Origin of the sequence: Niallia sp. XMNu-256, assembly GCF_036670015.1 — a bacterium.
Lineage (GTDB): Bacteria > Bacillota > Bacilli > Bacillales > Cytobacillaceae > Bacillus_BD.
Genome location: NZ_CP137636.1, coordinates 1130266 through 1156880, shown reverse-complemented (window position 1 = coordinate 1156880; position 26615 = coordinate 1130266). Strand labels below are relative to the sequence as shown.

The 26615-nt window shown below is 35.4% G+C and carries 31 protein-coding genes and 1 pseudogene; 14 read left to right on the top strand and 18 right to left on the bottom strand.

What is annotated here, in order from left to right; all coding sequences use genetic code 11:
• Positions 1-255 precede the first annotated feature (255 nt).
• Positions 256-381 (bottom strand): annotated as a pseudogene (locus R4Z10_RS05875) (DUF421 domain-containing protein); the annotation flags it as partial.
• A 136-nt stretch (positions 382-517) separates the two neighbouring features.
• Entirely contained in the window at positions 518-1738 is a 1221-nt protein-coding gene (locus R4Z10_RS05870) for an ATP-binding protein (protein ID WP_338472272.1), read from the bottom strand.
• 398 nt (positions 1739-2136) lie between these two features.
• Here R4Z10_RS05870 and R4Z10_RS05865 point away from each other — a divergent pair, with 398 nt between their 5' ends.
• Entirely contained in the window at positions 2137-2316 is a 180-nt protein-coding gene (locus R4Z10_RS05865) for a small acid-soluble spore protein H (RefSeq protein WP_338472271.1), read from the top strand.
• Between the two features lie 456 nt (positions 2317-2772).
• Here the strand turns inward: R4Z10_RS05865 and R4Z10_RS05860 are convergent, their stop codons facing one another.
• Both R4Z10_RS05860 and R4Z10_RS05855 read right to left on the bottom strand, forming a co-directional pair.
• Positions 2773-2919, bottom strand: a complete 147-nt coding sequence (locus tag R4Z10_RS05860; protein WP_338472270.1) for a hypothetical protein — start codon at positions 2917-2919, stop codon at positions 2773-2775.
• Between the two features lie 22 nt (positions 2920-2941).
• Positions 2942-3109 (bottom strand): hypothetical protein, encoded by a 168-nt coding sequence (locus tag R4Z10_RS05855; RefSeq protein WP_338472269.1) that lies wholly within the window; start codon positions 3107-3109, stop codon positions 2942-2944.
• Between the two features lie 269 nt (positions 3110-3378).
• Here R4Z10_RS05855 and R4Z10_RS05850 point away from each other — a divergent pair, with 269 nt between their 5' ends.
• Together R4Z10_RS05850 and R4Z10_RS05845 are read left to right on the top strand one after the other, a co-directional pair.
• Positions 3379-3999 (top strand): RraA family protein, encoded by a 621-nt coding sequence (locus R4Z10_RS05850; protein WP_338472268.1) that lies wholly within the window; start codon positions 3379-3381, stop codon positions 3997-3999.
• 81 nt (positions 4000-4080) lie between these two features.
• Positions 4081-4254: an asparagine synthase gene (locus R4Z10_RS05845; RefSeq protein ID WP_338472267.1), complete on the top strand. Its 174-nt coding sequence runs from the start codon at positions 4081-4083 to the stop codon at positions 4252-4254.
• Positions 4255-4305: 51 nt separating this feature from the next.
• On the opposite strand, the gene R4Z10_RS05840 is transcribed toward R4Z10_RS05845, so the two are convergent.
• Positions 4306-4578, bottom strand: a complete 273-nt coding sequence (locus R4Z10_RS05840; RefSeq protein ID WP_338472266.1) for a hypothetical protein — start codon at positions 4576-4578, stop codon at positions 4306-4308.
• Positions 4579-4782: 204 nt separating this feature from the next.
• Between R4Z10_RS05840 and R4Z10_RS05835 the strand changes: the two genes are divergently transcribed.
• Together R4Z10_RS05835 and R4Z10_RS05830 are read left to right on the top strand one after the other, a co-directional pair.
• Positions 4783-6153: a S8 family peptidase gene (locus tag R4Z10_RS05835; protein ID WP_338472265.1), complete on the top strand. Its 1371-nt coding sequence runs from the start codon at positions 4783-4785 to the stop codon at positions 6151-6153.
• 416 nt (positions 6154-6569) lie between these two features.
• Positions 6570-7145: a hypothetical protein gene (locus R4Z10_RS05830; RefSeq protein ID WP_338472264.1), complete on the top strand. Its 576-nt coding sequence runs from the start codon at positions 6570-6572 to the stop codon at positions 7143-7145.
• 71 nt (positions 7146-7216) lie between these two features.
• Here R4Z10_RS05830 and R4Z10_RS05825 read toward each other — a convergent pair whose 3' ends face one another.
• The 4 genes from R4Z10_RS05825 to R4Z10_RS05810 all read right to left on the bottom strand — a co-directional run bounded on the left by R4Z10_RS05825 (position 7217) and on the right by R4Z10_RS05810 (position 11308).
• A complete protein-coding gene (locus R4Z10_RS05825; protein ID WP_338472263.1) occupies positions 7217-7840 on the bottom strand; it encodes a hypothetical protein in 624 nt (207 codons plus the stop codon).
• 171 nt (positions 7841-8011) lie between these two features.
• Positions 8012-9196, bottom strand: a complete 1185-nt coding sequence (locus tag R4Z10_RS05820; protein ID WP_338472262.1) for a CapA family protein — start codon at positions 9194-9196, stop codon at positions 8012-8014.
• A 182-nt stretch (positions 9197-9378) separates the two neighbouring features.
• Positions 9379-10737 carry a citrate/2-methylcitrate synthase gene (locus tag R4Z10_RS05815; RefSeq protein WP_338472261.1) on the bottom strand — a complete coding sequence of 453 codons (1359 nt, stop codon included), beginning with the start codon at positions 10735-10737 and terminating at the stop codon, positions 9379-9381.
• Between the two features lie 121 nt (positions 10738-10858).
• Positions 10859-11308 (bottom strand): winged helix DNA-binding protein, encoded by a 450-nt coding sequence (locus tag R4Z10_RS05810; RefSeq protein ID WP_338472260.1) that lies wholly within the window; start codon positions 11306-11308, stop codon positions 10859-10861.
• A 260-nt stretch (positions 11309-11568) separates the two neighbouring features.
• Between R4Z10_RS05810 and R4Z10_RS05805 the strand changes: the two genes are divergently transcribed.
• From R4Z10_RS05805 to R4Z10_RS05795, 3 genes are all read left to right on the top strand, one after another.
• Positions 11569-12705, top strand: a complete 1137-nt coding sequence (locus R4Z10_RS05805) for a CapA family protein (RefSeq protein WP_338472259.1) — start codon at positions 11569-11571, stop codon at positions 12703-12705.
• Between the two features lie 138 nt (positions 12706-12843).
• On the top strand, positions 12844-13587 hold the full coding sequence (locus R4Z10_RS05800; RefSeq protein ID WP_338472258.1) for an NADPH-dependent oxidoreductase: 744 nt from the start codon (positions 12844-12846) through the stop codon (positions 13585-13587).
• Positions 13588-13643: 56 nt separating this feature from the next.
• The gene (locus R4Z10_RS05795) at positions 13644-14441 is read left to right on the top strand and encodes a Cof-type HAD-IIB family hydrolase (RefSeq protein WP_338472257.1); all 798 of its coding nucleotides are present in this window, start codon (positions 13644-13646) and stop codon (positions 14439-14441) included.
• A gap of 59 nt (positions 14442-14500) precedes the next feature.
• Here R4Z10_RS05795 and R4Z10_RS05790 read toward each other — a convergent pair whose 3' ends face one another.
• Together R4Z10_RS05790 and R4Z10_RS05785 are read right to left on the bottom strand one after the other, a co-directional pair.
• Positions 14501-14914 (bottom strand): hypothetical protein, encoded by a 414-nt coding sequence (locus R4Z10_RS05790; RefSeq protein ID WP_338472256.1) that lies wholly within the window; start codon positions 14912-14914, stop codon positions 14501-14503.
• Positions 14915-15021: 107 nt separating this feature from the next.
• Positions 15022-15981 carry a bile acid:sodium symporter family protein gene (locus tag R4Z10_RS05785; protein WP_338472255.1) on the bottom strand — a complete coding sequence of 320 codons (960 nt, stop codon included), beginning with the start codon at positions 15979-15981 and terminating at the stop codon, positions 15022-15024.
• Between the two features lie 408 nt (positions 15982-16389).
• Here R4Z10_RS05785 and R4Z10_RS05780 point away from each other — a divergent pair, with 408 nt between their 5' ends.
• The 3 genes from R4Z10_RS05780 (at position 16390) to R4Z10_RS05770 (ending at position 17455) form a co-directional block, all read left to right on the top strand.
• Positions 16390-16818 (top strand): PaaI family thioesterase, encoded by a 429-nt coding sequence (locus R4Z10_RS05780; RefSeq protein WP_338472254.1) that lies wholly within the window; start codon positions 16390-16392, stop codon positions 16816-16818.
• Between the two features lie 79 nt (positions 16819-16897).
• A complete protein-coding gene (locus tag R4Z10_RS05775; protein WP_338472253.1) occupies positions 16898-17023 on the top strand; it encodes a DUF4023 domain-containing protein in 126 nt (41 codons plus the stop codon).
• A 255-nt stretch (positions 17024-17278) separates the two neighbouring features.
• On the top strand, positions 17279-17455 hold the full coding sequence (locus R4Z10_RS05770) for a hypothetical protein (protein ID WP_338472252.1): 177 nt from the start codon (positions 17279-17281) through the stop codon (positions 17453-17455).
• A 95-nt stretch (positions 17456-17550) separates the two neighbouring features.
• Here the strand turns inward: R4Z10_RS05770 and R4Z10_RS05765 are convergent, their stop codons facing one another.
• Positions 17551-18474, bottom strand: a complete 924-nt coding sequence (locus R4Z10_RS05765) for a hydroxymethylglutaryl-CoA lyase (RefSeq protein ID WP_338472251.1) — start codon at positions 18472-18474, stop codon at positions 17551-17553.
• 258 nt (positions 18475-18732) lie between these two features.
• On the opposite strand from R4Z10_RS05765, the gene R4Z10_RS05760 reads away from it, so the two are divergent.
• Positions 18733-19710, top strand: a complete 978-nt coding sequence (locus R4Z10_RS05760; protein ID WP_338472250.1) for a PHB depolymerase family esterase — start codon at positions 18733-18735, stop codon at positions 19708-19710.
• 46 nt (positions 19711-19756) lie between these two features.
• Here the strand turns inward: R4Z10_RS05760 and R4Z10_RS05755 are convergent, their stop codons facing one another.
• The 3 genes from R4Z10_RS05755 to R4Z10_RS05745 all read right to left on the bottom strand — a co-directional run bounded on the left by R4Z10_RS05755 (position 19757) and on the right by R4Z10_RS05745 (position 21043).
• The gene (locus R4Z10_RS05755; protein WP_338472249.1) at positions 19757-19957 is read right to left on the bottom strand and encodes a cold-shock protein; all 201 of its coding nucleotides are present in this window, start codon (positions 19955-19957) and stop codon (positions 19757-19759) included.
• Positions 19958-20171: 214 nt separating this feature from the next.
• Positions 20172-20390 (bottom strand): DUF2187 family protein, encoded by a 219-nt coding sequence (locus R4Z10_RS05750; RefSeq protein ID WP_338472248.1) that lies wholly within the window; start codon positions 20388-20390, stop codon positions 20172-20174.
• Positions 20391-20509: 119 nt separating this feature from the next.
• The gene (locus R4Z10_RS05745; RefSeq protein WP_338472247.1) at positions 20510-21043 is read right to left on the bottom strand and encodes a hypothetical protein; all 534 of its coding nucleotides are present in this window, start codon (positions 21041-21043) and stop codon (positions 20510-20512) included.
• 176 nt (positions 21044-21219) lie between these two features.
• Between R4Z10_RS05745 and R4Z10_RS05740 the strand changes: the two genes are divergently transcribed.
• Positions 21220-21825: a hypothetical protein gene (locus R4Z10_RS05740; protein WP_338472246.1), complete on the top strand. Its 606-nt coding sequence runs from the start codon at positions 21220-21222 to the stop codon at positions 21823-21825.
• A gap of 74 nt (positions 21826-21899) precedes the next feature.
• On the opposite strand, the gene ftsZ is transcribed toward R4Z10_RS05740, so the two are convergent.
• Positions 21900-23054 carry a cell division protein FtsZ gene (ftsZ, locus tag R4Z10_RS05735; protein ID WP_338472245.1) on the bottom strand — a complete coding sequence of 385 codons (1155 nt, stop codon included), beginning with the start codon at positions 23052-23054 and terminating at the stop codon, positions 21900-21902.
• 724 nt (positions 23055-23778) lie between these two features.
• On the opposite strand from ftsZ, the gene R4Z10_RS05730 reads away from it, so the two are divergent.
• Complete coding sequence (locus R4Z10_RS05730) at positions 23779-24123, top strand: hypothetical protein (RefSeq protein ID WP_338472244.1); 345 nt, start codon at positions 23779-23781, stop codon at positions 24121-24123.
• Between the two features lie 444 nt (positions 24124-24567).
• Here R4Z10_RS05730 and R4Z10_RS05725 read toward each other — a convergent pair whose 3' ends face one another.
• Complete coding sequence (locus tag R4Z10_RS05725) at positions 24568-24879, bottom strand: hypothetical protein (RefSeq protein WP_338472243.1); 312 nt, start codon at positions 24877-24879, stop codon at positions 24568-24570.
• A 270-nt stretch (positions 24880-25149) separates the two neighbouring features.
• Entirely contained in the window at positions 25150-26493 is a 1344-nt protein-coding gene (locus R4Z10_RS05720; RefSeq protein ID WP_338472242.1) for a S8 family peptidase, read from the bottom strand.
• Positions 26494-26615: the final 122 nt, after the last annotated feature.

Below are 26615 nucleotides of genomic sequence, written 5' to 3'. Positions count from 1 at the left end.
CCGTGTTTCATGATTTTCTGTTTTTCTAGCCAAGATCATACATATTAGAAAAAGACATCCTGCTAATGAAGAATCGTAGGATCTGTATCCTGGTAAGTCATACAAACAGATCAATCTGAAGGATTGCGAGATTTTCTATCACAATAATAATTGCCAATATGTCGAGAACCTTTAGGCTAACGCCTAACCGAAATTCATCTCCCACCTACTCACTTGTCGTTCCTTAAGGATGGGAGACTTCTTTTGGAAATCCGTTAAAAAATCAAAAACAGGTAGTTCTCCATCGAAACGCTTTCCCATAAAAAGCATTATAAATAGAACTAGCGGTAAAATGGTAATAATTCTTCCATATACAAGCAATGTATCTTTAACAAATCCCATTCGATATTCTCCTCAGGAAAAAATTCTCCTTTCTATTTTTTGTTTAAAAAAATAATATATTCTTGGAAATTCGGTTTCTTTACAGTTTAAAAAGGACAGTCCTTTTGCAGCAATAAAACTGCAAAGAACTGTCCCCTTAAGTTTTAGTAGGTAAAGTAACCTCTATTGTAGTACCTTTATTTATTTCACTTGAAATGTTAATTTCACCATTATGACTCTCTATAATTTTATAACTAATCATTAAACCTAACCCAGTACCTTTTTCCTTCGTAGTATAGAAAGGCTCTCCTAGCTTAGGAATCCGACCTTCAGGAATACCAACCCCTTGATCTGAAATATAAATCGAAACTGACCCTTTTGTCTGTTCCTTTACTCTAACTTCTATTAAGCCCCCATTTGGCATAGCTTCAATTGCATTTTTTAATAAATTAATAAATACTTGTTTTAATTGACTTTCCTCACAAACAATAATGGGTGAGTTTTGCTCATATTCTACAGAGATTTGAATATTATTCATAATCGCTTGTGTATTGATTAGAGTGACAACCTCTTTTATAAGATTATTCACTTCTTTTTCCTTAAACTCAACAGCAGTTGGTTTGGCTAACACTAGAAACTCGCCGACAATCAGATTAATTCGATCTAATTCCGATAAAACAAGTTGAAAGTATGGCTGATCATCTTTATACTTTGATTCAAATAATTGAATAAACCCTCTAATTGAAGTCAATGGATTTCGAATCTCATGGGCTATCCCTGCAGCCATTTGGCCAACAACTGCTAGCTTATCTGACTTTTGTAATAATCCTTCAGTTTCCTCTTTTTTATGGGTAACATCTTCAAATACAGAAAGGATAGCTTCTTTTCCTTCATAATTTATTAATCGGCTTGAAACTTCTAAATATATGGTTTTATTGTCAAGTCTCACAACTTTTTGATCAGCATGATTCGTTACCTCATGTTTTTTACGAAGCTTACTTAATCGTTCCTTTGCCTTTTCTCTATAATTTGGATGAATGAAGCGATAAACCGATTGACCAAGAATTTGTTCTTGATCGACTGCCCCAAGCAATGATATAGCTGAATTGTTTACATAAAGGATTCTCTCCTTATAGTAAATGAGAATAGCATTTGGCATTGTATCAATTAATTGTCTATAATTCTTTTCACTTTCATTCATTCGTACCATGTAAAATTTAATCTTGTCATATTGCCTTCCAATCATCCAAGCAATGGTCGTAACAATTGTCAAGGAAATAATGAAATTCCATAGAGAAATTCCTTTAAACGGAAATATATGAAAGAAGGTAAAAATTATCACTATTATGAATGCACTAACTTGTCCTGTTTTTTTCATCATCTATTCCTCTTAAGCTGTAGTTTTAACAATGAATTAAAACCTAGTAAACTTATTCATTTTATAAGTATAACATGTGAGATTCACAATTAAAATCAAATATTGATAGATTTTACGGTTTAAACTTGGCTTCTACTATAAATATATTCATTATTGCAGAATATGAGTAATTTTCTATTTAATTATAAGGATACACGCATTATATCATTTAAAATATGAATATGTTATTTTTCTAAAACACTTTATATAATCCGAAAAACTAGTTTACCTGTTTCTCTATGATTATTAGCATTAATTATAGCATTTATTTAATTTAATGCTAACTTCCTTTTGGATTAGTATAACTAACGTTCCTACGGTAAATATTATGTTTGGAACATAACTAGGAGGTGAAACATATGGACGCAAAGCGAGCTCAAGAAATTGTTTCTTCACAACAGATGATAAATGTAACGTATAATGGAAAAAGTATATATATTGAGCATGTGGACCAAGGAAATGGAGTGGCAACCATCCATCCCCTTAATGACCCGAACCAAAAACAAAGTGTACCAGTTACAAACCTAACTGAACAATAAAGTGAAACTTCCTTCAGTGGGGGCTTTAGCTTTACGGGCAGTTGATCCACAACTACCTTTTTTTATTTTAATCAGAACCTTGAGTTGGGGAGCTTACTGCCCGTTAAGCCTGATAAAGTGAAACTTCCTTCAGTGGAGGCTTTTTCCCATTGATGGTTAGTCACGCGGAGCCTGATTGATTTATCTAAGGGCTAAAGCCCAAAGATTAATCTTATTTCACCAATCGGAGCTTTACTGCCCGTTAAGCTATAAAGGATAGATAAGGAACTTGGACCACCTGCCACGAGACAAAGACACCTTCCCTTTAAAATAACACCCACACGAGCCCAATGTTGGAGACTTTTCTATAGCCGCTTGGAGCAAGTCGCTGTTTTCATGGTTAACACAGCTTAAAAATACGGACAGTTCTTCCGTTTGTAAACGAAAGAACCATCCATGATCGAACGTATATGTCTTTTATAGTTTTCGTTGGGATTGAAACTTACCTACATTATCATTTGGCGAATCGCCTGTTCCGTTTTTGCTTTTACTATTGGGTGTTCCATAAATTTGATTATCTGCCGTTACTTGTGCGCCCTCTTTAAATTTATCTTTGTTTGCCACATGGTTCATCTCCTAAGTTTTTTTATCGAATTCGACCGGTAATTCCGTCGTCCCCGAGAATTCCGCCTTCTACTTTTGGTTTACTTGCTAGTTTTTCATTTTTCGTATCTTTTTCATTTCTAGGTTCATGTTCATCTGTTGACATAATAGATGGTTCAACAAGATCAGCATTTTTTCTGTTTTGTGCCATTCCAACTCTCCTTTCTCACTTTTCTTATTATTTGTTAATAATGATGAAACATACATTACATAACCGAAGCTTCCTTGGTCGAGGCTTACTGATTCCAGGAGCATGCTGGTCACCCCAGACATTTTCAGTAGTGGATTAAGTCTATGTCCAACTTTTGGGCCAGTCTTACTTGGGTTAATTTTGGGATAAACATTGATCAACTTGTCATATCCCCCATTTCTTAAGATTATAAATAAGAATAGAATTAATTTTCGGAAGGAGATACAAGGATGACATCGATTGAAAAACTTTTTTCAACTTTACCAACAACAGGAATTTCAGATGCACTAAAAGGTTATAACCATATGGATACTGGAATTAAGCCGTTAAAAAGTAACTCTAAAATAGCTGGCAGGGCATTTACTGTTAATATTCCACCAGGAGATAATACAGGTATTTTAAGGGGCATGAGAGAAGCGAAGCCGGGGGACGTATTGGTTGTAGACGGGAAAGGTTTTACAGAACGGGCCGTTGCAGGGGATTTTGTCATCGCCCTAATCAAATCCTTAGGTTTGCAAGGAATTATTATTGACGGTGCCATCCGTGATATCCAAGGAATTCGAGACCTAGATTTTCCAGTCTTTTGTCGTGCTGCTACGGTCTCAGCAAGCGCAAAAGGAGCAAGAGGGGAATTACAGGTAACTATCTCCTGCGGTGGTGTAAGCGTAAGCCCAGGTGACCTAATTATAGGAGATGAAGACGGAGTCATTGTCATTCCAAAAGGCAGGGAAGAAGAAATTCTGAAAGCCACTTTAGAAAAACTAAAAAAAGACGAAATTCGAGAACAAACCTATATAGGAAGTCGCGAAAAAGCCCTTCAATATTTAAATACCTTCCTTAAAGGTTTATAGATGTTACATAGATTCTGTCGTTTTGGAAACGATAATAATCGGTGTATATGCACCCACTAACTTAGATGTGGAGGGATACTCATGAATATTCGTGAAGGTATGATTCCAACTGTATTAGGTTCTGTCGTTACTACAACCGGCTATGCGCTAAAACAAAAACGTGGTTCCAACAAAATGGTGGCAAACACGGTCTTTGGTTTCGGTTTAGCCCATGTTGTCCTCGGTACAATTGACTTAATCCAACATCGACGTTAGGTATGACGCAAAGGAAAGATGTCCGTCTAATAAAGCGGACATCTCCTTTTTTTATTCAATTACCTCTCCTTGAAACTGTTCAAACTTTTTCATTTCATCAATCGTTTCTTCGATTTCCTTTATGTAGGAATTAAATTTTGACCCATTATTTGTTTCTTTGAAGTTTTTTTTATCAATGGAATTTAGCAATGCAATAATCCCCTTAAACTTTAAATCATCGTGAAATGGGAAGTTACTTTTACCGCTAATTTCTCCTTTTACAATAAGTTCTCCTTTTACATTCTCCATATGAAAAGAAACCTTTTCTATATGTTCCATTTCCATAAAAACCCCTCCTTTACTAAAAAACAATATGGTTAAAATTAGAATCCCCTTCCTTTGAAAAAGTATTTTGTGTTCTACACAAAAAATTGAACAATCATCTCCTCCTTTTTATTAAAAAACTTACATGGAATATTAATTATTTTTTAGTTGAGACTATCTAAGAAGAAACTTTTAAATTTTAAAATAATATGTTAGGGGAATGTTATGAAAAATTCGAAACCCTTACTTTATCTCATTTCATTTATTGTTCTTTTATCAGTAGCATCTATATTACTTTTTCAAAACAGATCATCAAACCAGGAGGCCAGTGAGCCTATTGGCGATAGATCAGTTACCCCAATGGCTAGCCCGGTCCAATTAAAAAACAATGACAAACATATTCTACAAGTGAATAGTCTTGCTATGGGAGAAACGATCAAGAATCATTTAAGAAATGATCCTTCCGTTTATCTAATTAAACATGATGAAAAAACGGAGAGCCACTATCAAGAGAATGAAGTCATTGTTAAATTTAAGGTTGAACCTACGGAGCAGGAACTAGAAAACCTCTCAAATGAGATCCGTGGAAAAAAAGTAAATAAGTTAAATTCAATCATTACCTTTCAATCCGATACCCTTTCAACCGCGGATTTAATGGCATACTTTACGAAGCAAGCAAATGTAGAATATGCAGAGCCCCATTATTTGTATATGCAAAACCAAATTGACCTCCCGAACGATTTGTTGTATCAGGAACAATATCAATGGAATTTTCCTGTTATTCGTACAGAGGAAGGCTGGGGCATTTCAAAAGGAAAAGAAGATGTCATTATTGCCGTAATAGACACAGGAGTGGATCTGAATCATCCTGATTTAAAGGGCCGGTTAACAAAAGGATACAATGTAGTAGAAAACAATGATTTTGCTGATGATGACAATGGACACGGTACCCATGTGGCTGGAATCATTGCCTCTGAGACAAACAACCGTGAAGGTGTTGCTGGATTAACTTGGTATAACAAAGTTATGCCAATTAAGGCAATCGGTGCTGAAGGGTATGGCACTTCCTTTGATATCGCCAAAGGAATCATCTGGGCAGTTGATCATGGAGCTGATGTGATTAACATGAGTTTGGGGAACTACCAATCATCTTCTCTGTTAAAAGAGGCGATCAATTATGCGTACGACCAAAATGTTGTTTTAATTGCTGCAGCGGGAAATGAAAATACGAGTCGACCTAGTTACCCTGCTTCTTATCCTCAAGTATTGAGTGTTGCAGCGATTGATTATACAGGAAATCGAGCTTCATTTTCTAATTTCGGAGATTACATTGATGTCAGTGCTCCTGGTGATATCATAGCAAGCACTTACTTTAACCAACAATACGCAGCCTTATCTGGTACCTCAATGGCATCACCTCATGTAGCAGGTTTAGCTGGGCTTTTATTGGCTGTAAATCCTGATTTAACGAACCGAGAGGTCATGGATATTATTGAAAATACAGCCTACGATCTTGGCAGACCTGGAAAGGATATTGATTTTGGCAGTGGATTAATTGATATCCAGCATGCCCTAGAACAAGCTAAGAGTTCATAACTAGATAGTTAGCCTTACATCGTCTTTCATTTTATTCATAAAGGTGGCGAATATAAATTGGATCGTAACGATCATAATAGGTCCGGTAGCATTAAGTACAGTATTTGGGAAACTAGAACTCACAATGTTCAGCCCATCGTAAACAAAAATCTTGTAAATCATCAACCGGAAATAAAGAAAAAGAGTGGAACAACACAGGAATAACTAAAAAAGCAACCTATTGTAAGGTTGCTTTTTTAGTGCTTTTCTAAATTCCACATTTACTTTTTTGAATATTTGTTTTATAAAATATTACACAAGTTATCAAATAATTTCTGAATTATGTTAAAATATAAATTACTGATAAGATAATAAAATATATTAGTTTTTTGTTGTTAGTTCGAATTGTTTATTATAAAGAAAGGTGCTGAAACATGATGAATCAGTATTTAACGATAGATAGGGAAATAAGCCTTAATTCTGTGAATCGTTTAAAAAGGGTTCTTCATAAACGTCGTAAGTACTTAAAACTTAAAAAGAAAGGTAATCGATATAAAATAAATGCTTTGGATAAACAGAAATTAAAGCGAATCTCCACATCTATTTCTGTTAAAAAGAATTCGGACGGAAAAAAACAGCATGAAATAGATATGCGAATTCCTAATACCTTTGAAGGTTTTAGTGAAGATCATCGATCACTCCAATCCATCGATCATGAACTAACTGACATCAAAAAGCTCCTTAGCTTTTTAGTTCAGCAAAACGAACAATCACGACTGCAGCAAAAAAATATGAAAGAACAAAACGAGCAGCTTTTAAATGAAATAAATGGAATAAAGCAAACTTTAAATGAAATAAAACAGGAGCAAGATGAGAAGTACGAAAGAGAATATCATTCGTTTACTAATGTTTATAAAAGCTTGCTATATATCGAAGAAAAAGTAGTTAATATCTCTAGCAAGTTAGAGGATAAAAAACTTAAAGGAAATTGGCAAAAAATATTTGAGAAATAGTTCTTTATTGTAAAAATTCATTTATAGAGGGAGGCTCTTTTGGTTTAACCATAATAAACCTCCCTCTCTCCTTATATATGGCTAGCAATTAATGAAATGATGGTACCTGCTTCTTCTCGACCAAAGATAAAGTTGGTTTCGTCTAGTAACAATTCATCATCTTCAGTACGTATTCGATTTATCCGTTTTAGGACACCATCGCCTGTTTCTTGAACAATTCCGAACTGATAAGTAACTTCGACTTCATCCTCCTTGTAATAAGCAGTTACTTCAGAAGTCTCCCATTCAACATCAACTTCTTCTAAAATCAAGTCATCCTCTTCGTCTTCTATATCATCATATACTGAGTCGTAATCATCAACGTTTAAATCTTCTTCATCGTCTTCCTCAATATAAAAATGGAAGCTTTCGTGAACAGCATCAATAATATCATCTATGTCATCTAAAATCACTTTACTGGAAAAGCCTAGCTCTGGATCTACAGACTCCATATAGAATTCTTCATTTCGCGGATCAAAATAAAGCGAACAAAAATACTCTCTTTCTGTCTCTTCGCTATCAATAAAAAAGTCGATTCTAGGATGTTTTGCTCCTCGCTCTACAGTCATTCCGCCATTTTCATCGTATTTATCACAAATGGACTCAAGACTGTCCTGTAATTCTCCACAAACTCTGTCAAACCATTCTATATTCATCCCAAATCCCCCTTTTCAATGTGAACAACTTTATTATGACCATATCTTCAGAAATCTTCCTCTAGAAATTTTTGAAATATTAGCTTCTTGCATCATTTTGATGAAAAACCTTTTAATATCAATAAAGATTTAGGACAGATAGTGTCTTATTGTAGGAAAAAATTAGGGAATTTAACTAACAAACTCCAACTCTGGAACCTCTTGTGACATGTGTCTTTTTAAATCTTCAAGTAATCCTTGTGGATTTTTAACATCATCATTCGTTAATAAGTGCATCGGGATAATTTTAAAATCTTTCTGCCGTCTTACATAGGTTGGTAAAAACTTTGGATTTTTTAATGTAATATCTATTTGTTCTCCATCGATTACTTTTTCAATTTCTATGGAAGCAATGCCACCCATTTGCTTATATTCACCGATTTGACCAGAAAAGAAATTCCCGAGCGAATACATGACATAAGCTCTATTTCCATCTTTTCCTTGAACCCATGAGAAAGGTTGTAAAACGTGCGGATGTGTTCCAATAATAAGATCCGCTCCTTCATCAACGGAAAATTGCACCAATTCCTTCTGAGCTTCATTCGGCATTCTTTCATATTCATTGCCGAAATGAAGACTTACCGCTACAACATCTGCAATTTCTTCTGCCCTGTCAATTTCGTCTTTTATTCTTTGTTTATCAATAAGATTTACAAGATATTCTTTCCCCTCTGGTACCGGGATCCCATTTGTGCCATATGTATACGCGATAAATGCAACCTTGATCCCATCTTTTTCGATTACACGAATAGATTTTTGGTCTTCAAAAGAAGAATAGGCACCTGTATAAAGCATACCAATTTTATTCCAATGATCGATTGAGTTTAGTACGGCCTGTTCTCTCCTATCTAAAGTGTGATTGTTGGCAATTGAAACAATATCAACCCCTGAATTCTTTAAGGCATCTCCGATTTCAACTGGGCTATTAAAGGCAGGATAGGTTGATAAGCCGAGCTCTACTCCCCCAATCATCGTTTCCTGATTTGCAAACGTAATATCAGCGCCTTCCATATACGGCTTTACTAGTTCAAACATAGGGGTAAAATCATACTGGTTATTCCCTACACTTGCTGCATTGTAAAGATCTTCATGAATTAAAATATCACCGACTGCTGATAATTGTATCGTTTGCACTATTGGTTCAGGTGGAGTGGTTTCTACTTTAGATGGTTCTTCTGTATTCGACTTCTTTACTTCCTGTTGGCCTCCATTATTTTGCTCTTTTTCTTCTTGACTTTTTAAAGAAGAACCACAAGCAGAAAGCATCAAAACCGCTACTAGTAGTAGTAGCCAATAAAAAAGCTTGCCCCATTTCATACATAAATCCCTCAATTCTTTTTGACATAAACAAAAATATGTTATTTATTTTTTACCAAACTGTGTAATATATTATCATTTTAACACTTTTGAGGGAACCTTTACTTGTCTAATATAGCAATTTTTTCATATAAAAAGTGCCAATTACCATCCAAATTGAATGGTAATTGGCACTACATTTATTAGCGTTCGCTAACATCCTTATATTCTTTTTCTTCCATAATGCTTTTATAGGCTGGGCGAATAATTTTGTCTACATTGATCAATTCTTCTAAACGGTGTGCACTCCAGCCGACAATTCTTGCCATCGCAAAAATTGGTGTGTAGAGCTCAACTGGGATATTTAACATGCTGTAGACAAGACCACTGTAAAAGTCAACGTTTGCACTAACTCCTTTATAAATACGACGCTTTTCACCAATCACTTCTGGCGCTAATTTTGCAACCATCGAGTATAGTCCGAAATCATTATCGCGGTGTTTTTCAAGTGCTAATTTTTCAACAAATCCTTTAAACACTTGAGCTCGTGGATCAGAAATCGAATAAACTGCGTGTCCCATTCCGTAAATTAAACCACGTTTGTCAAATACCTCTTTGTTTAACATTCTCGTTAAATAATTTCTAACTTCATCTTCATCATTAATGTCTTTCACGTTGGCTTTAATGTCTGCCATCATTTCAACTACTTTGATATTAGCTCCGCCATGTTTTGGACCTTTTAATGAAGATAATGCTGCTGCAATGACCGAATAAGTATCCGAACCTGCTGAAGACACGACTCTTGTTGTAAATGTAGAGTTATTTCCACCACCATGCTCCATATGTAAGACTAAAGCAATATCAAGCACACGTGCTTCAAGATCTGTGAATTTCATATCAGGTCGTAACATGCGCAAAATATTTTCCGCCATTGATAAGTTCGGATCTGGTCTATGGATATAAAGACTATCATCACAATCAAAATGGCGATAAGCGTGATAACCATATACAGATAATCTTGGGAACGTACTAATTAACTTTAAGCATTGTCTTAATACATTATCTAAAGACAAATCATCTACCTGTTTATCATAAGAAGCTAGTGTCAATATACTCTTTGTTAAAGAATTCATAATATCTTTACTTGGGGCTTTCATAATAACGTCTCTAGTGAAATTTCTAGGCAGATGGCTGCTTTCTAAAAGAATTTGTGAAAATTCTTTTAGTTGATCTTGTGTTGGAAGTTCGCCAAATAATAGCAAGTAAGTAATTTCCTCAAATCCATATCTGCGATGTGATTCAAATCCACTAACTAAATCATAAATATTATATCCACGATAATAGAGTTGTCCTTCACATGGAACTAGCTTGCCATCAACTTCCTCATTCGAACGAATGTCAGAAATTTTCGTTAATCCAGCAAGTACCCCTTTTCCGTTTTTATCTCTCAGTCCCCTTTTTACTCCAAAGTCATCATACAGCTGACTCTCGATGGAGCTATGTTCAGTCGTAATTTCACTATACTTTTTTGTGTAATTCTCAATCATTTCCTCTTTACTCATCAGATCTTTTTCCTCCCTTTCGTCCTCTTTATTGATTCTCTTTGTCCTAAGTCTATGTTTGTCTATAGTGTATATTTCTTCTCTTGTAAAAAAATACCTTTAAATAAAATGGTTGAATTTTTTAATTAATTTTTTCGTTTTCTAAGGCTTCTTTAATATTGCAATCTATTTTTCTAGCAATTTGATCTAAAAATAATTTTTCCTCATTGCTCATATTTTTAAATAGAATGTCTAAAAGACTGTTACGTAATTGCAACGCCTCTTGGACAATCGGTTGCGCTCTAGGAGGAATTTCTAAATGAATACTCCTTCTGTCATGTTCATCTAGCTTTCCTATTAAATAGCCATTCTTAATTAAAGAATCGATTGCCTTAGAAACGTGTGATTTCGTATAAGATTTTAACTCAACAATGTCTCTAGCCGTATCATAGGATCGGTTATGTTGCAAGAATAATAATATTTCAATTTCAATTTTTGTGATGTCATACTTCTTGAAAATAGGAAAGTATTTTTTTTCATACAATTTTTTAAAATGCTTACCACTTAACAATATTTCTAAGTTATTTTCCATTACAATATCCAACCTGAATATTCTGTATATTTTACACTGTTCATTTTTGAACTGTTCGTTACAGAACTATTCTACACCAAAAAAGTCCATTTTGCAAAAAAATAATGGATCCTCCCCCTTTTGGTTGTGCATCTATCCGAGTTATTTCATTCTATATAGCATGTTCGTTATCTTCCCTTCATATCGTAGGATGAAAACATTTTTTTGACGATTGCTCGGTTGATAGCTTTATATTCATTCTGTAAGAGGTGGAGATATTAGTGGCAAATGATCAATTATCGAGGAAAAACAAGTACAGGCACAAAAGATTAAAACGATTTAGCTTTATTCTATTAGGGACCGGACTTCCGCTCATTATTGGATTAGGGATTATTTTTTATATCGATTTTCATTCAAAGGAACTACCTGCTAGTAACGATAATCAGTCTTATAATAAACCACCAATCAAGCAGGAAACAAGCATTACAATAAGTGCAGCAGGTGATTTTACAATTGGCACAGATGAATCCTTTGGTTATTCAGGTTCTTTCGTTGAAGAAGCTGATAATAATGGTTACTCTTATTTTGTTAAAGGGGTTAAAGATATTTTTCTAAAGGATGACTTTACGACGGTCAACCTTGAAACCACTTTGACCACGTCTACTAAAAAGGCTCAGAAAAAGTTTAGATTTAAAGGCGATCCCTCCTATGCTGAAATCTTACAGTTAGGCGGAATTGAAGCAGTCAATCTAGCAAATAATCATATTCATGACTATTCAGAAACAGGTTACAAAGATACTCTTTCTGTATTGAAAAAACATCAAATCGGTTACTTCGGTTACGAACACAGATACGTCACCACAATAAAAGGGATTAAGATTGGAGCATTAGGTTATGAAGGATGGTATGACACTCCTGAGATTCGCAGTCAAATAGAGAAAGATATAAAATTATTAAGAGATCAGGGTGTGCAAATCGTTCTAGTCCATTATCATTGGGGTGTTGAACGGCAATATGTTCCAACCGAATCTCAGAAATCATTGGCCAGATTTACGGTTGATGCTGGTGCAGATCTAATCCTTGGTCACCACCCACACGTTATTCAAGGTATAGAAGAATACGAGGGAAAATTTATTGTCTATAGCCTAGGAAACTTTATGTTTGGAGGAAACCGAAATCCTAGTGATAAAGACACGTTTGTCTTCCAACAAACCTTTCATTTTACTGATGATAATCTAACAACTGAAAAAAATATTACTGTTATTCCCTTTTCAATTTCCTCTGTTTCCGATAGAAATAATTATCAACCTGTCCCACTAAACGGGGGTGATGCGGACCGGGTAATGGAAAAAATCATTCACTCATCCCAACAAATTAATGGGACAGGCTGGACTGTGTACAATAATAATGGAAGGTAGCTTCCAGTAGAGGGTGAAACTATATGTTTCATCCTCTTTAATGATTTGTCCTTCATCTAATGAGGTTGGTTTTGTGAAAACTCCAGTTGTTTATGATAGAATCTACAATAGAATTAATTATTAAGGAGGTCTATCTTTGTGAACGAAGTAATTAAATCATTATTATCCCACCGTTCAATTCGGGCCTATGAAGATAAACCTGTAGAAGACGAGCAGTTGGAACAAATTGTTCAGACTGTCCAAGCTGCGCCAAATTGGATTAATGGACAACAATTCTCTATTGTTGCTGTTAAAGATCCGGAACGGAAGAAAAGGTTAGCTCAGCTTTGTGGAAATCAAAAACATATTGAGGAAGCACCTGTTTTCTTTGTGTTCTGCGCTGATTTTTATCGTACATATTTAGCAAGCCAAATGGAAAATAAATCAATGGAAGCAATTCATGATATCGACTCCCTTATTGTTGGAGTTACTGATGTTGGCATTGCACTTGGAACCGCGGTTGCTGCTGCTGAATCATTCGGTCTTGGTACAGTAGCGATCGGAGGGATTCGCAGAAATGCACTTCAGGTTATTGAAGAACTAAATCTTCCTCCATATGTCATTCCGGTTTCAGGCCTTTGCATTGGACATCCTGCTCAAGATCCCGGGCTAAAACCACGTCTGCCTAAGCAGTCTGTTTATCATGAGGAAGCCTATCAACATGAATTGCTCCCTATTTTAGAGGAATATAACGAAATCTATGCAAAATACTTACAAGAAAGATCCGGAAATAACCGTTCAGGTACTTGGACAGAATTTGTTGCAACTTTCTTTAATCAATCCTACTACCATGAAACAGCAGATATGCTTGAGCAACAAAAATTTCCTGGTGGAAAGAAATAAAATAAAACACTTAATCAAAATTACAAACTGGCATCACTGAAAGGAACTTACATACAATGAAATGCTTCTCAATTGATTTAGACGGTACTTTATTAAACACAAACCATCAAATTCCTGAAGAAAACTTTCAAGTTCTTCAAGAATTAAAAGCTCAAGGACACCGAATTATTATTAATACTGGACGCGCTATCGAAGATGTGATTAAATTTTCTGAAATCCAACAGTTACAAACACCCATTATCAGCATTAATGGAACGGTTATCTACTCAAGCAACAGAGAGGTGCTTTTTGAAGCTTCCTTACCAGTAGATATGTACAAAAAGTTGCTTCCAATTTTACTAGATTTGGGATTATGGGTCATGGTCTATACGAATCAAGGTGGTTTCCCTTGTCGGAATCCAGAAATTCAAGATAAGAGCCCTGAGGAAATTGAGCCGATTTTTGCCAATTACAATTATGATCAAATTCTTGAAAATGAAGGCATTAAAATTTACAAAGTTATGGCTGTCTCACGCAAAGATCAATTAGAAAAAATAGATGCTGCTAAAGAAGCAATCCATGGAAAGCTAGAGTTATCTATGGCTTCCTCTCATCCAAATAATGTCGAATTTACTTCGATTGAAGCGAATAAAGGAGCAGCTTTACTACGTTATCAAGAATTAGCCGAAGAACCTTTCGAAGAGATCTTTGCTTTTGGGGATGGCGGAAACGATGTGGAACAATTTAAAGTCGCTACTACATCAGTAGCTATGGAAAATGCCCCATTTCAAGTTAAACAAGAAGCAGATGTCATTACAATGACAAACAATGAGAATGGATTTGCCTACGCGGTCCGCGAATTGATTAGTTACTAAAAAAGTAAAACGAAAAGCCGGTTTTCACTAAGTGAAAAACCGGCTTTTCGTTTGAATCGCTATAGCTTATTGACTAAATCCTCATCCTCTTGGCTTCGAAAAATATCGATATCTGTTTCTTTTCCACTTGGAATCTCTTCTCCGTCCTTGAATGGATCATGTTCAGGAGGGATTTCTAGTCCATCTTTTTTCTCATAGATATCCGGTCCACTGACATCTGGTTCAAAAAAAGAAGCTATTCCATTTAAAAGGAACTGGCCTCCGTCCATGACCGTTTGCTTCCCTTTATGAATCACTTGAGCGGGAGTAAACCCTAGAAACACTACCATCACTAATCCAATAACCAACACAGGCATCAGCATGCGGAAAACAGAACGTAAAATCGATACTAAGAAAACGATCGCTACTATCGTTAACACAAGTCCAACCAACTGCTCATTGGAATTTGCTAGTCCTGACAACCAATCGTTCATAAGGCACTTCCTTTAAGTAAATGGAATTCTCTATTACCTTTATGAACGAAATGACAGACTTTCAAACATGATTTAAAAAAACGATATTACTAAGTCTTTATTGAATCTCAAGGAGAAGTTGTATTTTGTTCTTCTTCCATCTTCTTAGCTTTTTTGCCCCAATAGTTAGCTAATAGAGAGCCAGATACATTATGCCAAACGCTAAAAATAGCACCTGGTACGGCAGCAAGTGGTGAGAAGTGAGCCATCGCAAGCGCTGTAGCAAGACCAGAGTTTTGCATTCCAACTTCAATTGATACAGCCTTTTGATCAGCATAATTCATTTTTAATAGTTTTGCAGCGAAAAACCCAAGTAGGTATCCAAGTGCATTGTGCAAAATAACGACCGCTAAAATAAGCAAACCACTTTCAAGAATTTTTTCCTTGCTTCCACTTACAACAGCTGCCACAATCGCAACGATCCCAATAACTGAAACTAAAGGTAAAGCTTTAGCACCTTTTTCAACCTGCTTGCTGAATAAAGACTTTGCAATTAAACCAAGGATGATTGGCAACAGAACAATGGTTACAACCGATTTAAACATCGCACCTGCTGAGACTGGTAACCACTGACTTGCCAACATTAAAGTAAGGGCAGGCGTGACTAACGGTGCTAAAAGAGTCGTACAGGATGTAATCGTAACGGATAATGCAGTATTCCCTCTTGCCAAAAATGTCATTACATTGGAAGATGTACCTCCTGGACACGAACCAACTAGGATAACCCCTACAGCAATTTCAGGCGGTAACCCAAGGAGATAAGCGAGACCAAAAGCAGTAAAAGGCATAATAGTAAATTGAGCCAAAACCCCAACGAGAACTTTTTTAGGAGCACTTATAACTTCCTTAAAATCAGAAGCTGATAATGTCATCCCCATTCCGAACATAATAATTCCTAACAATAAACTAATATAAGATCCAATCCAAGTAAATCCCCCTGGAAATAATAATGCTAATGCGGCAAACAAAATTACCCAATAGGCAAACGTGTTACCCGCAAACGTACTTGCTCTCTCTAAAGCTTTCATTTGCAATCCCCCTATGCTTTTTAAAAAAGATATGAGGTTCATTATACTGCAAAAATAGTAATTTTCAATATATTTTTTACCCAGGGTGAACTATTGTACTTTTAGGAGAGACACAAAATAAAACGATTAGATTGATATTAACTAATAACTATTAATATATATACAGAACAATTCAGCCTTTCTACTAAGATTCCCCTCCCATGACAATTGGTATTTCATTAGAATTCATCATTTGTTAAGATGAAGTGAAACTTTCGGAGCTTACCTGTCAGTTAATTTTCAGATAATAGTAATTAACACAAAATTCTACCAAATTTAATTTCTATAAGGTAAGATGTGATTTGAACATTAAAACCATTGTCTCGACTCTTTTTTGAGAGCATTCAATTTTCTAAAGAAAAGAAGGGAATGATCGTAAATTTGATTAATTTACATAAAGTGATCTCAAAAGAGATAGAACCACCAAAATGTGACAGATTGCTTGGAATAAGTCTAATTGAGGCTAAAGACGGTCAGGCCATTGGACATTGGAAAATTGAAGAACATCTCCTGAATGCAAACGGGATTGTGATAGGTGGGTTTATAACCGCAACAGTAGATATTATGATGTCTTATGCCATTACCACTCTAATAAACGAAAACCAAACCTTTTCATCTATTAATATTGCTACCACCTTTCATCAACCTTTACAGCTTGGACTGGTCGAAATAGAAGCAAAAGTGCAAAAGTTTGGGAGTTTTATCTCTTATTTATCGACAACGATGACACAAGAAAATCAAAAAACGGGTGAAGCCATATCAATTATGGCTATTATAAATAAACCAACTAACTCATAGTAGGAATACACTCATATTCCTGCATGTTTTTCAGTAAAATGGAGAAAGTAAAAGCAGTACATCATGAGGAGGAGTTAGCATGGATAACACAAATGAGTTTGTTCAAAAATTACATGAAAAGCAAAAGAAAGATGAACAAAATCGCAAGCGACAAGGCAATAACGATCCAAGTTCAAAGTTGCCAACAAATCGAAATAAAGGTTAACCGATAACATGAACCATACATGATAGACCCATAAGGTGGCGACCTCCAAAGTTAGAATTGTTACTCTAACGTTTTGAGGTTGCCACCTTATTCAATGGGTCTTTTTTTTACTTATTAGACATTTTTTACATTAAATAGATATATTATTACAAAGATTCTAAAAAAATCACAAAAAGTTCACAGTTTGAAATATTTTGTCAACGCTTACATGGTAGAATATAGGTGAATTCTTAATAATGGGAAGGAGAAATTAAAATGGAAAATGTTTGCGCAAAATGTCAACAAAAATTCACGGAAGAGGATCAAGTCGTACTAGATATCTTCAGTAAAGTAACACATGAAGCTTGCTACGACGACAATGAAGGATTTATTACTACTACTGGTACGTACCAGGAAATTGTTGAAGAATATGCTAATTTAGTCGATATGTGATTTGGGGAGATCTCATTCAACTAAAGCCGCAAGGAAAGAAACTCTTTAAATTATACTTAACTCAGAAGCGAATGGCGTAAAAGCTATTCGCTTTTTTATTTACCCATTCCTGCTGACAATGCTTGTATTGTGTGACTCGATAAAGACTTTTTTAATTTATCTTGAATGTATTTAGCTGCCTCTATCATTTTGTCATAGTCTACACTTGTTTTTATGCCCATTCCCTCAAGCAAATAAAGTAAATCATCGGTTGCCAAGTTACCGGAAGCCCCTGGAGCGTATGGACAACCACCAAGTCCTCCAAGCGAACTATCGAATTTTGTGATACCCATTTCCAATGATTTCAGGACATTGGCGATTGCCATCCCTCTTGTATCATGAAAATGCATCGCCACCTTCTCAGCAGGAAATCTTCTTAGTAAAGCATCAAGAACCTCTTCGACTTGTAATGGTGTAGCAATTCCAACCGTGTCTCCAATCGATAATTCCCTAATTCCCATCTCAAATAAAGTGTCAGCAATTCTGATGATTTTATCCATTGCAACCTTACCTTCATAAGGACAGCCAAATACAGTTGAAATATACCCTCGAATGGTCTTTCCATTTGATATTGTTTCTTTTGCTACTTCCTCTATTAGAGGTAAAGTATCCTCAATTGACTTATTTAGATTTTTTCGATTATGGGTTTCTGACGCAGAAATAAAAAGTGCAATTTCATCAATATTTGTTTCAATTGCCTTTTCTAAGCCATTCAAGTTTGGAACTAGAGCAGAATATGTTACTCCTGAAACCCTTTCGATTCCTTTCGCCACTACTTCCGCATCTTTCAAGGCAGGGATCCATTTAGGATTTACAAATGAAGTGATTTCTATATACTTTAACCCGCTATGCGATAGCTGATTGATCCATGCGATCTTATCTTCGCTAGAAACAAATATCCTCTCATTTTGTAAACCATCTCGTGGACCTACTTCACAAACCGTAACAAAATCCGGATAATGGAATCGATTAGCACACATTTTAATCCCTCCTATGGGAATCCACGTAAAACGTAAAGATGCTATGTTCCCCTTATAAAATAATTACGGGTTGGAATGATTGGTTAGAACAGAATTTATTGTCTATATCTATTTTCTATTTATGTTTAAATTTCAGATAAGTGTGGCAAAACGCCTACCTTAAACATAAGTTATAATAACATGTTAAAAGATTTACCTGCCGTACAACAACCTACTCCTTAATAGTATGTTTGATCGAATGGATAAGGAGGGTGGAGAATGGGAATGTTTAAAGAATCGGTATTTGAAGGGTTTATGTATAAACTTTATATACCGAATGTTTCATCTAAAGAAAACCCCTTACCTATGGTAGTGATGCTACATGGGTGTGAACAAGATTCAGATCAATTTGCTGAGGAAACAAGAATGAACGAACTTGCTGAGAAAGAGCAATTTATTTGCCTCTATCCCACGATGAATCGCTTTTTTAATCCCCTTTTTGATGAGCCTCATAAATCCAATCTTGCTGGATGTTGGAACTGGTTTTTAGATGAGAACCAGCATCGTGACACCGGACTTCCGAAAGTTATTACGGATATGATTTCGGCAGTTGAAAAAATATTAATAAAAAGACACAACATTAACCTCGATCGAAAGAAAGTTTATGTTGCCGGCTTTTCGGCAGGAGGAGCCATGGCTGCTATTTTAGGGGTTACGTATCCTGAAACCTTTAGGGGGATTGCTGTTTTTGCCGGCTTACCTTATGATGCTGCAAATACTAACTTGTGGAAAGACCCGTGGAATCGAGAAGCCGAACATGTTATGAAAAAAGGGGTAAAAGATCCTTATGAGTCAGGCAAAAGAGCTTTTCTCGAAATGAAGAAAGCCCTTTCACGAACAAATATCAGAAAAAAACTTCCAATTATTATTTTTCATGGAATGAATGACACGACCGTAAATCCCATTAATAGTGAACAGCTCGTGATTCAATGGGCACAAATGCATCATTTATTAGAAAAAGGTCAAGGGAGAGTCAATGTCATCCCTTCACAAGTAAAAATGGATCGTTCCAAGAACGGAAGAAACTACACGCACCATCTTTACCAAGATTCACAAGGGAATACATTCATTGAATATTGGGAAATTCACGAAATGGGGCATGCTTGGTCTGGGGGAAAAAAAGGCCAATTTTGTGACCCGCTTGGCCCCGATGCCTCAAGTATCATTTGGGAGTTTTTTAAAAAGATAAATAATTAAAAACTAAACAGGCACATTCCATTGGAAGGTGCCTGCCACTCTTTTATTAAGCTTTTTGAACGTTAGCTGCTTGTGGTCCACGTTGACCTTGTTCAACTTCAAATGTTACGCTTTGGCCTTCGTCTAATGTTTTGAATCCATCGCCTTGGATAGCTGAAAAGTGTACAAATACATCATCTGCACCTTCGCGTTCAATAAATCCAAAACCTTTTTCTGAGTTAAACCATTTTACTTTACCTTGTTCCATTAATTGTTGCCTCCTAATGCGTATTAAACACTTTTTTATTACTATCCTTGTTCGATGATTTAGACGAAAAACTTTATGTGTCACTAATCTAATCTATTGATTGAACAAAAATAATTTCATGTCCATCATACCAATAAGTTATGAAGAAAGCAAATTTCCTTACTAATTAATGTTCGATTGCTAAACATAGTTCCTTATTTTGTCAAAATTTATTTTACGATACAATCTTATAGTTTTTATGATTAACGACGGTTTTTATAGGTTCTCCTGTATTAGAATTAATGCCTACCTCAATAATAACTGAATTTTCACGCGAAACAACCACTTTTCCCTTTTTTCCAGCTTGAGTACCTTTTTTTACTACAATCATATCTCCTTCCATCGCTTTTTTCATAGTTGGCTTCTTCACTTCATCTACTTGTTCTTCAGACATATCTTTTCCTCCTTACTCATACAGCCTTATACTACATAAGCATGCCTATTTTTTTGGACATTCATTCATCAAACATAGTGTCTATGTACAATTGTCATGAATCATTTACTTTACTGTTCCTAATTTTGTTTTACCCAATACTCGTAAATTAAATCTTTAAAAATTTGATTTAAATCTTTGCCTTTTTGCTCTCTCAACCACTCCACTTGATCAATCGGAAGATTCAGCCTTAAACTTATTTTTTCGTTGGGCATTTCAATTTTTCGTATTTCTTCTATTGTAATCCTTTCATCAATTCTTGGAAAATTAGAATCATATTCATTAACACACAGAAGATCAGGAAATTCATCGGGATTGTCTATCTCATAAGATAAATTTATAATCGGTAATTTTCCTGGCACCACTTTCACATGCATGATGGAACTGATCAAACGATTATCTTCCAATTCAATTTCAACAATTAATGTTTCTTCCTTTTGATACTTTCTAATCGCTACTTCACTAACGATGAGATCCAACTCTAACGTACAGCCTTCACTGGACTCAAAAATATAAATCGCACTATTAAATACAAAAATAGATTCCCCATCAATTTTGACTTCTTTTATCTTAATCATACGATCACCTAAGAAACCTCGTTTTATTTCAATCATGTTAATAGAAAATTAGAATGATTACTTATTTTACCATTTGATTAAATCATAACAAGAATAGTAGAAATACCCAACATAAAGTAATATCATCATGCTAATATTAATCTTTTTTTAAAAAACAAAAGAATCAACCCAGTATATTGCTGGTTTCTTCCATATGTAAGGGGTGAAATTAATTGAGATCCGACAAAGCATTTGCGCTTTTACAAGAAGCCGGTATAACTGACAATATTGACACCTTTAGAAAATGGGTAAGTGAGGGCAGGATAAAATCGATCGGAGGAATCTTCATCGATGATCATTCCTTAGAAAAGTTTATAAAAGATTTCAAGAACCCAGACAAAGATATCATCATTAACCAATTAAAAGCCAAAATTCACATGCAAAATAACCACATAACAGGGATAGAAGCCCTTCATGAATCCACAACTCAACATTATTTTAAACAAAAAGAACAGTTAAATAAAGAAATACTCCTATTAAAAAGGGAAAATCAAAAATTACAACAAGAAATAATCGATTTATTAAAGGAAAATATATCGTTAAGGGATCGGATCATTAAATTAGGAGAAAGTAATCATACTCAAAAATCGGATCCTACATCCTTGTCTATTGAAGAAAAACAAAAATTGGGACTCTCAAAGATAGCTAGTAATCAAGAGGTTTTATCAACTTATAAAGAACTATTAAGATTATCCCACCCAGACCGTGGTGGTAACGCTAAATTATTTCAGTACATAAAGGCTGATTATGATTTGATCCGAAAAAAGATCAAACGGTAACTTCACACAAAAAAGAAAGAGACTGATAATGAAAAGTCATTCCATGTACGACTTTATCTATCAGTCTCTTTCTTCTAATATCGCCTTCTCCGGTTTCTTAAAAATGCAGGTGTGTCCAATGAATCCTCTGACGGACGATTAAAACCACGATATGGGTTGACTTCTTCCCGTTCACGTTGTGATGAAATTTGTTGATAGGTTTTTTCTTCTTCTTTTCTACGATTTAGAATCCGTTCTGATACGGGTGCTTTTACTTGCTCAAGTGATGGTACATTCGCTTCATCAAATCCTGTTGCTACAACTGTGACAACGATTTTATTTTTTAAACTCTCATTAATAATCGAACCAAAGATCATATTTAAATCTTCATCAGAAGAGGATGCAACAATATCAGCTGCCTCTTGAACTTCAAATAAACTTAGATCATTTCCACCCGTAATGTTCATTAGAACCCCTTTTGCTCCAGAGATGGAGGTTTCTAATAACGGACTAGAAATGGCTTGTTTTACTGCCTCTACAGCACGTCCTTCTCCTTCAGCAACCCCGATTCCCATTAATGCAGTCCCTTGATTAGACATAATTGTTTTGACATCAGCAAAATCGAGATTAATTAATCCCGGAACGGCAATTAAGTCAGAAATACCTTGTACCCCTTGACGAAGAACGTTATCTGCTTCTCGGAACGCTTCAAGCATAGGTGTCTTTTTACCAACGACACCTAATAAACGATCATTAGGAATAATAATTAATGTGTCAACGGCTTGTCTCATTGCTTCGATGCCCACTTCTGCATTTTTTGCACGCTTGCGACCTTCAAAAGAAAACGGACGCGTGACAATCCCTATTGTTAAAATCCCTAATTCACGAGCAATTTGCGCGATGGCAGGGGCTGCACCAGTACCTGTTCCTCCCCCCATACCGGCTGTAACAAATACCATATCTGAACCTTGTAATACCTCTCTAATTTGATTTTGACTTTCTGCAACTGCTTGGCGACCTACTTCCGGATTAGCTCCCGCTCCTAATCCTCTTGTCAAATCCGACCCAATTTGCATGGTAATCCCCGCGTTTGATAGTCTTAATGATTGAGCGTCTGTATTTACAGCAATAAAATCAACGCCTTCGATTCCTTCCTCAATCATCCGGTTGACTGCATTATTTCCGCCGCCCCCAACTCCAATGACCTTAATTCTGGCATTTTGATCGATCTCTAATGAGTAATCAAACAAAAAAATCCCTCCTATATCTATATAAGTCACCTTGCTTCCTCTATTGCAATAATTAATCGAAAATCGTATTGCTCCACTTTTCCCCTTTTGGTGGTTAAACAGTTTTAGGTGATATAACAAAATAATTCATTCTCCTATACTAGGAGACAGTTATACTATAGATATTGAGAATTCTATATCATATCACAAGAATCCTGCTAGTCAAAAGGCCTAATCGAAAAAAAATTAAGACTGCCCTCGTTTACGATCAAATCAATGCATATTTCCTTTATTAATTAAACTTTACAATTACATTAAAAAATGTTTTTTTCTCTTTTTCGACACAAATTGTTAACTACATTAACTATAATATCTAACAGAGCCTGATAAAGTGAAACTTCTATCAGTGGTTTTTTTTCTTCCCCCCTGAGTTAGTTAAACCAATTGGAGCTTTACGGGCAGTTGACCCCCGAACCTATTTTCTTTATTTATTTAGAATCTTTAGGTGGGGACCTTACTGCCCGTTAAGCCTGATAAAATTTAACAGAAAGAGGAATAATAATGGATACTTTAATTACCATAGGAATTTATGTAACAGTTGCTGTTAGTTCCTTATGGCTAATTGATCTTGCATTTGATCAGTTTTTACAGTAAGAATGGGTAGTAACCTTTATAAAAATGGAGGAGATTCGAACAAGTATCACTTGTTCTACATACATCATTTGGTAAGAAAGGAGAAGATAATTTGCATCTAGAAACAATTGTTTTAGAGGAAAAGGAACGAAAATTAGCCAACTATTTAGAATCCTCGACAACTGAAGAAGTGTTTATTGAGGTTCAAAAGCATATCCCATCCCTTCGTACCCAATCACATGCTTTTTACAAATTAAATCAATTAAAATTACCTCAATCAGTCAAAAACACGTTAATTTATTACGTTTTAGCGACAAGCAAAAAAAGATTGGGTACTCAGAAATTATTAAAATTAGCTTCCCTATGTAAAAAACACAACATTAATTCAGCACAAGCAGCAATTAAGTTTTTCAAAAAGTATTATGTCATCCGATCTCAAATGGTTGAAGATTGTTAGTAATTAATAAAATGATAAAAAGAGCCTTATCACTCAAGACTCTTTTTATCATTTTATGAAAATCGGAGACCGTTCATCTTAATTTATAGACTTTTTTACGATCCAAAAGATTCGCTGTATTCTTCCGATATTCTTAATAATGACCTGTTTGATTATGCTTTTCAACTCGCTTGATCATCCTTCCAAATTTTATACAATAATGAAACTTCCATCATTGGAAGTTTTCTTTCATCCCCACTGATTGAAAGCAATAGGTGATCACAGAGACGTTGCCGTAGGTATATACTGCATTCAACTTTCGATACTTTAAATGCTGTTGATCCCCCATCCTTTCTTCTGTTATTACATTCAGAATAGTAGGATAGGGGGACTGCTGCCTGGTAAGGCTGATAAATTGTACCTTTTTTACTTAAGTATTAGGCTCCTAACGAATTATGTGAAAAATTATTCTTGTATTTCACTTTCCTCTGCTTCAGGGTCTTCACTTGTTGATTCACTGCTTTCTAAGTCCTCTTCAGTTGGTTCATCACCTAAGGAATCTTCGGTTTCCATTTCACCACTTGCCGGATCTTCGGTTTCTAATTCCTCATCTTCTGGATCCTCAGTTTCAACACTACCGTTTACTGGTTCTTCTACATTTACATCCGTATTCACTTCTTCATCAGGAATTACTTCATCTTGTTCACCACTACAAGCTGTTGCAAGCAATAGAGCCAATACTGGTGCTGACCATTTCGCTAGTTTTTTAAATTTCATTGTGATTCCTCCCTAAAATGTTTAGTAGTTATACAGAAATTTAGTTGACTAAAAGTTCAACTCCTTTCTTCAAGGCTACGGCTATTATATACAAGCTTTTTTGCAATAATTGTCGATTTACAAAATATTCATTTTATCTTAACCAAACTGTTATCTTAGCTAAATAGTAGAAACCTTATTTCAAATCTCTATTCCTTTGCAATTTATTTCCAAAACCAAACATAAAAAAGTCTCCTGTACGATCACAGAAGACTTTTTTTATGCTATTAGTTAGTTGGGAATACTACTTTCGGCATTTAAGTAGCCACTACCATACGTATTCGGATCATATACCTTATCATCTTTCCATAAATCTGTACCGCTCTTTAACATCGTTTTTATTTGGTCAGGAGTTAAGTTGGGATCATATTGTTTCATTAAAGCTACTACTCCTGCACAAATCGGAGTAGCCATTGATGTACCCGACATAACAAAATAATCATTATCCACCCGAGCGGATTTTTGTAGCTTGTCTATATATGAATTTGGAGATCTTAAAGAAATAATATTTACCCCTGGTGCTAATAGATCTGGTTTGATAACAGGCGTTCCACCCTTATCGCTATATTTAGTTGGCCCTCTGCTTGAAAATTCAGCGACATCATCATCTTCTCGTGTGTCGGCGGTGTCTCTATCATCTGATGCCCCAACGGTGATTACCCTATCACTTATCCCAGGGCTAGAAATCGTCCCTTTATTCGGACCTTCATTCCCAGCAGCTATACAAACAACAATTCCAGCATCCCATGCTTTTTCTACAATTTGAACCATCGGATCATCATTTTCATCTGCATAGTTTTGTGCAGGTGCACCTAGTGACATGCTAATAATATCAATTTTTTTCTCTGGGTTCGCTTCATTATATTTTATGCACCATTCCACGCCTTGCATAATCGTATTCAAAGATCCTGCCCCCATCTTATTTAATACTTTAACCCCTACAAGACTTGCTTCCGGGGCAGGTCCCATATACTTTAAAGAGGCAGAAGCAGCATCTCCCGCACAATGAGTTCCATGACCATTATCATCATACGGGTCTGTCTGATTACTGATAAAGTCGACAAAGTCGGTAATTCTCCCAGCAAGATCCTTATGAGGATAAATCCCTGTATCAACAATGGCGATTTTTACACCTTTTCCTGTTAAATTTATGTCATTTCTAACAACTTGATGAGCTTTTGCTGAGGGAACAGCGACATTAAGTAAAGCTTTCACTTCTCTATTTAGATAGACTCGTTTAATATGTGTACAATTTGTTAACAGATCATCTAACCCTTTGGGAGTTAGATCTGCACTGCAGCAAGACACTCTATCAAAATAATGGTGAACCTTATTTCTCATATGTTTCTTCGTTACATGATGAACCTCATTACAACCAGTCTCATAATAACCTTCCTTAAACTCAATGATTACAGATAACTTTTTCGTTGCTTTAATCGTTTTTTCAAAAACATTATGCAAAAAGCACGGTGTCCATTTTAAAGGTTTATACTGATTCAAGATTATGTCTCGTAAATGACGATCTAGCTTATCTGAATGACTACGCACCATTTGAACCATTGAAAAACCAAACAATTTAATCCCTTCCTTTCTCAACTTTTCCTACATATTTATGTAAGAAGAGAAAATACGGGACGGTGCTTGTCCTACGAAAAGTAAAAAAGGCGTAAAAAAATGGAGAATCCATAGGAAACTCC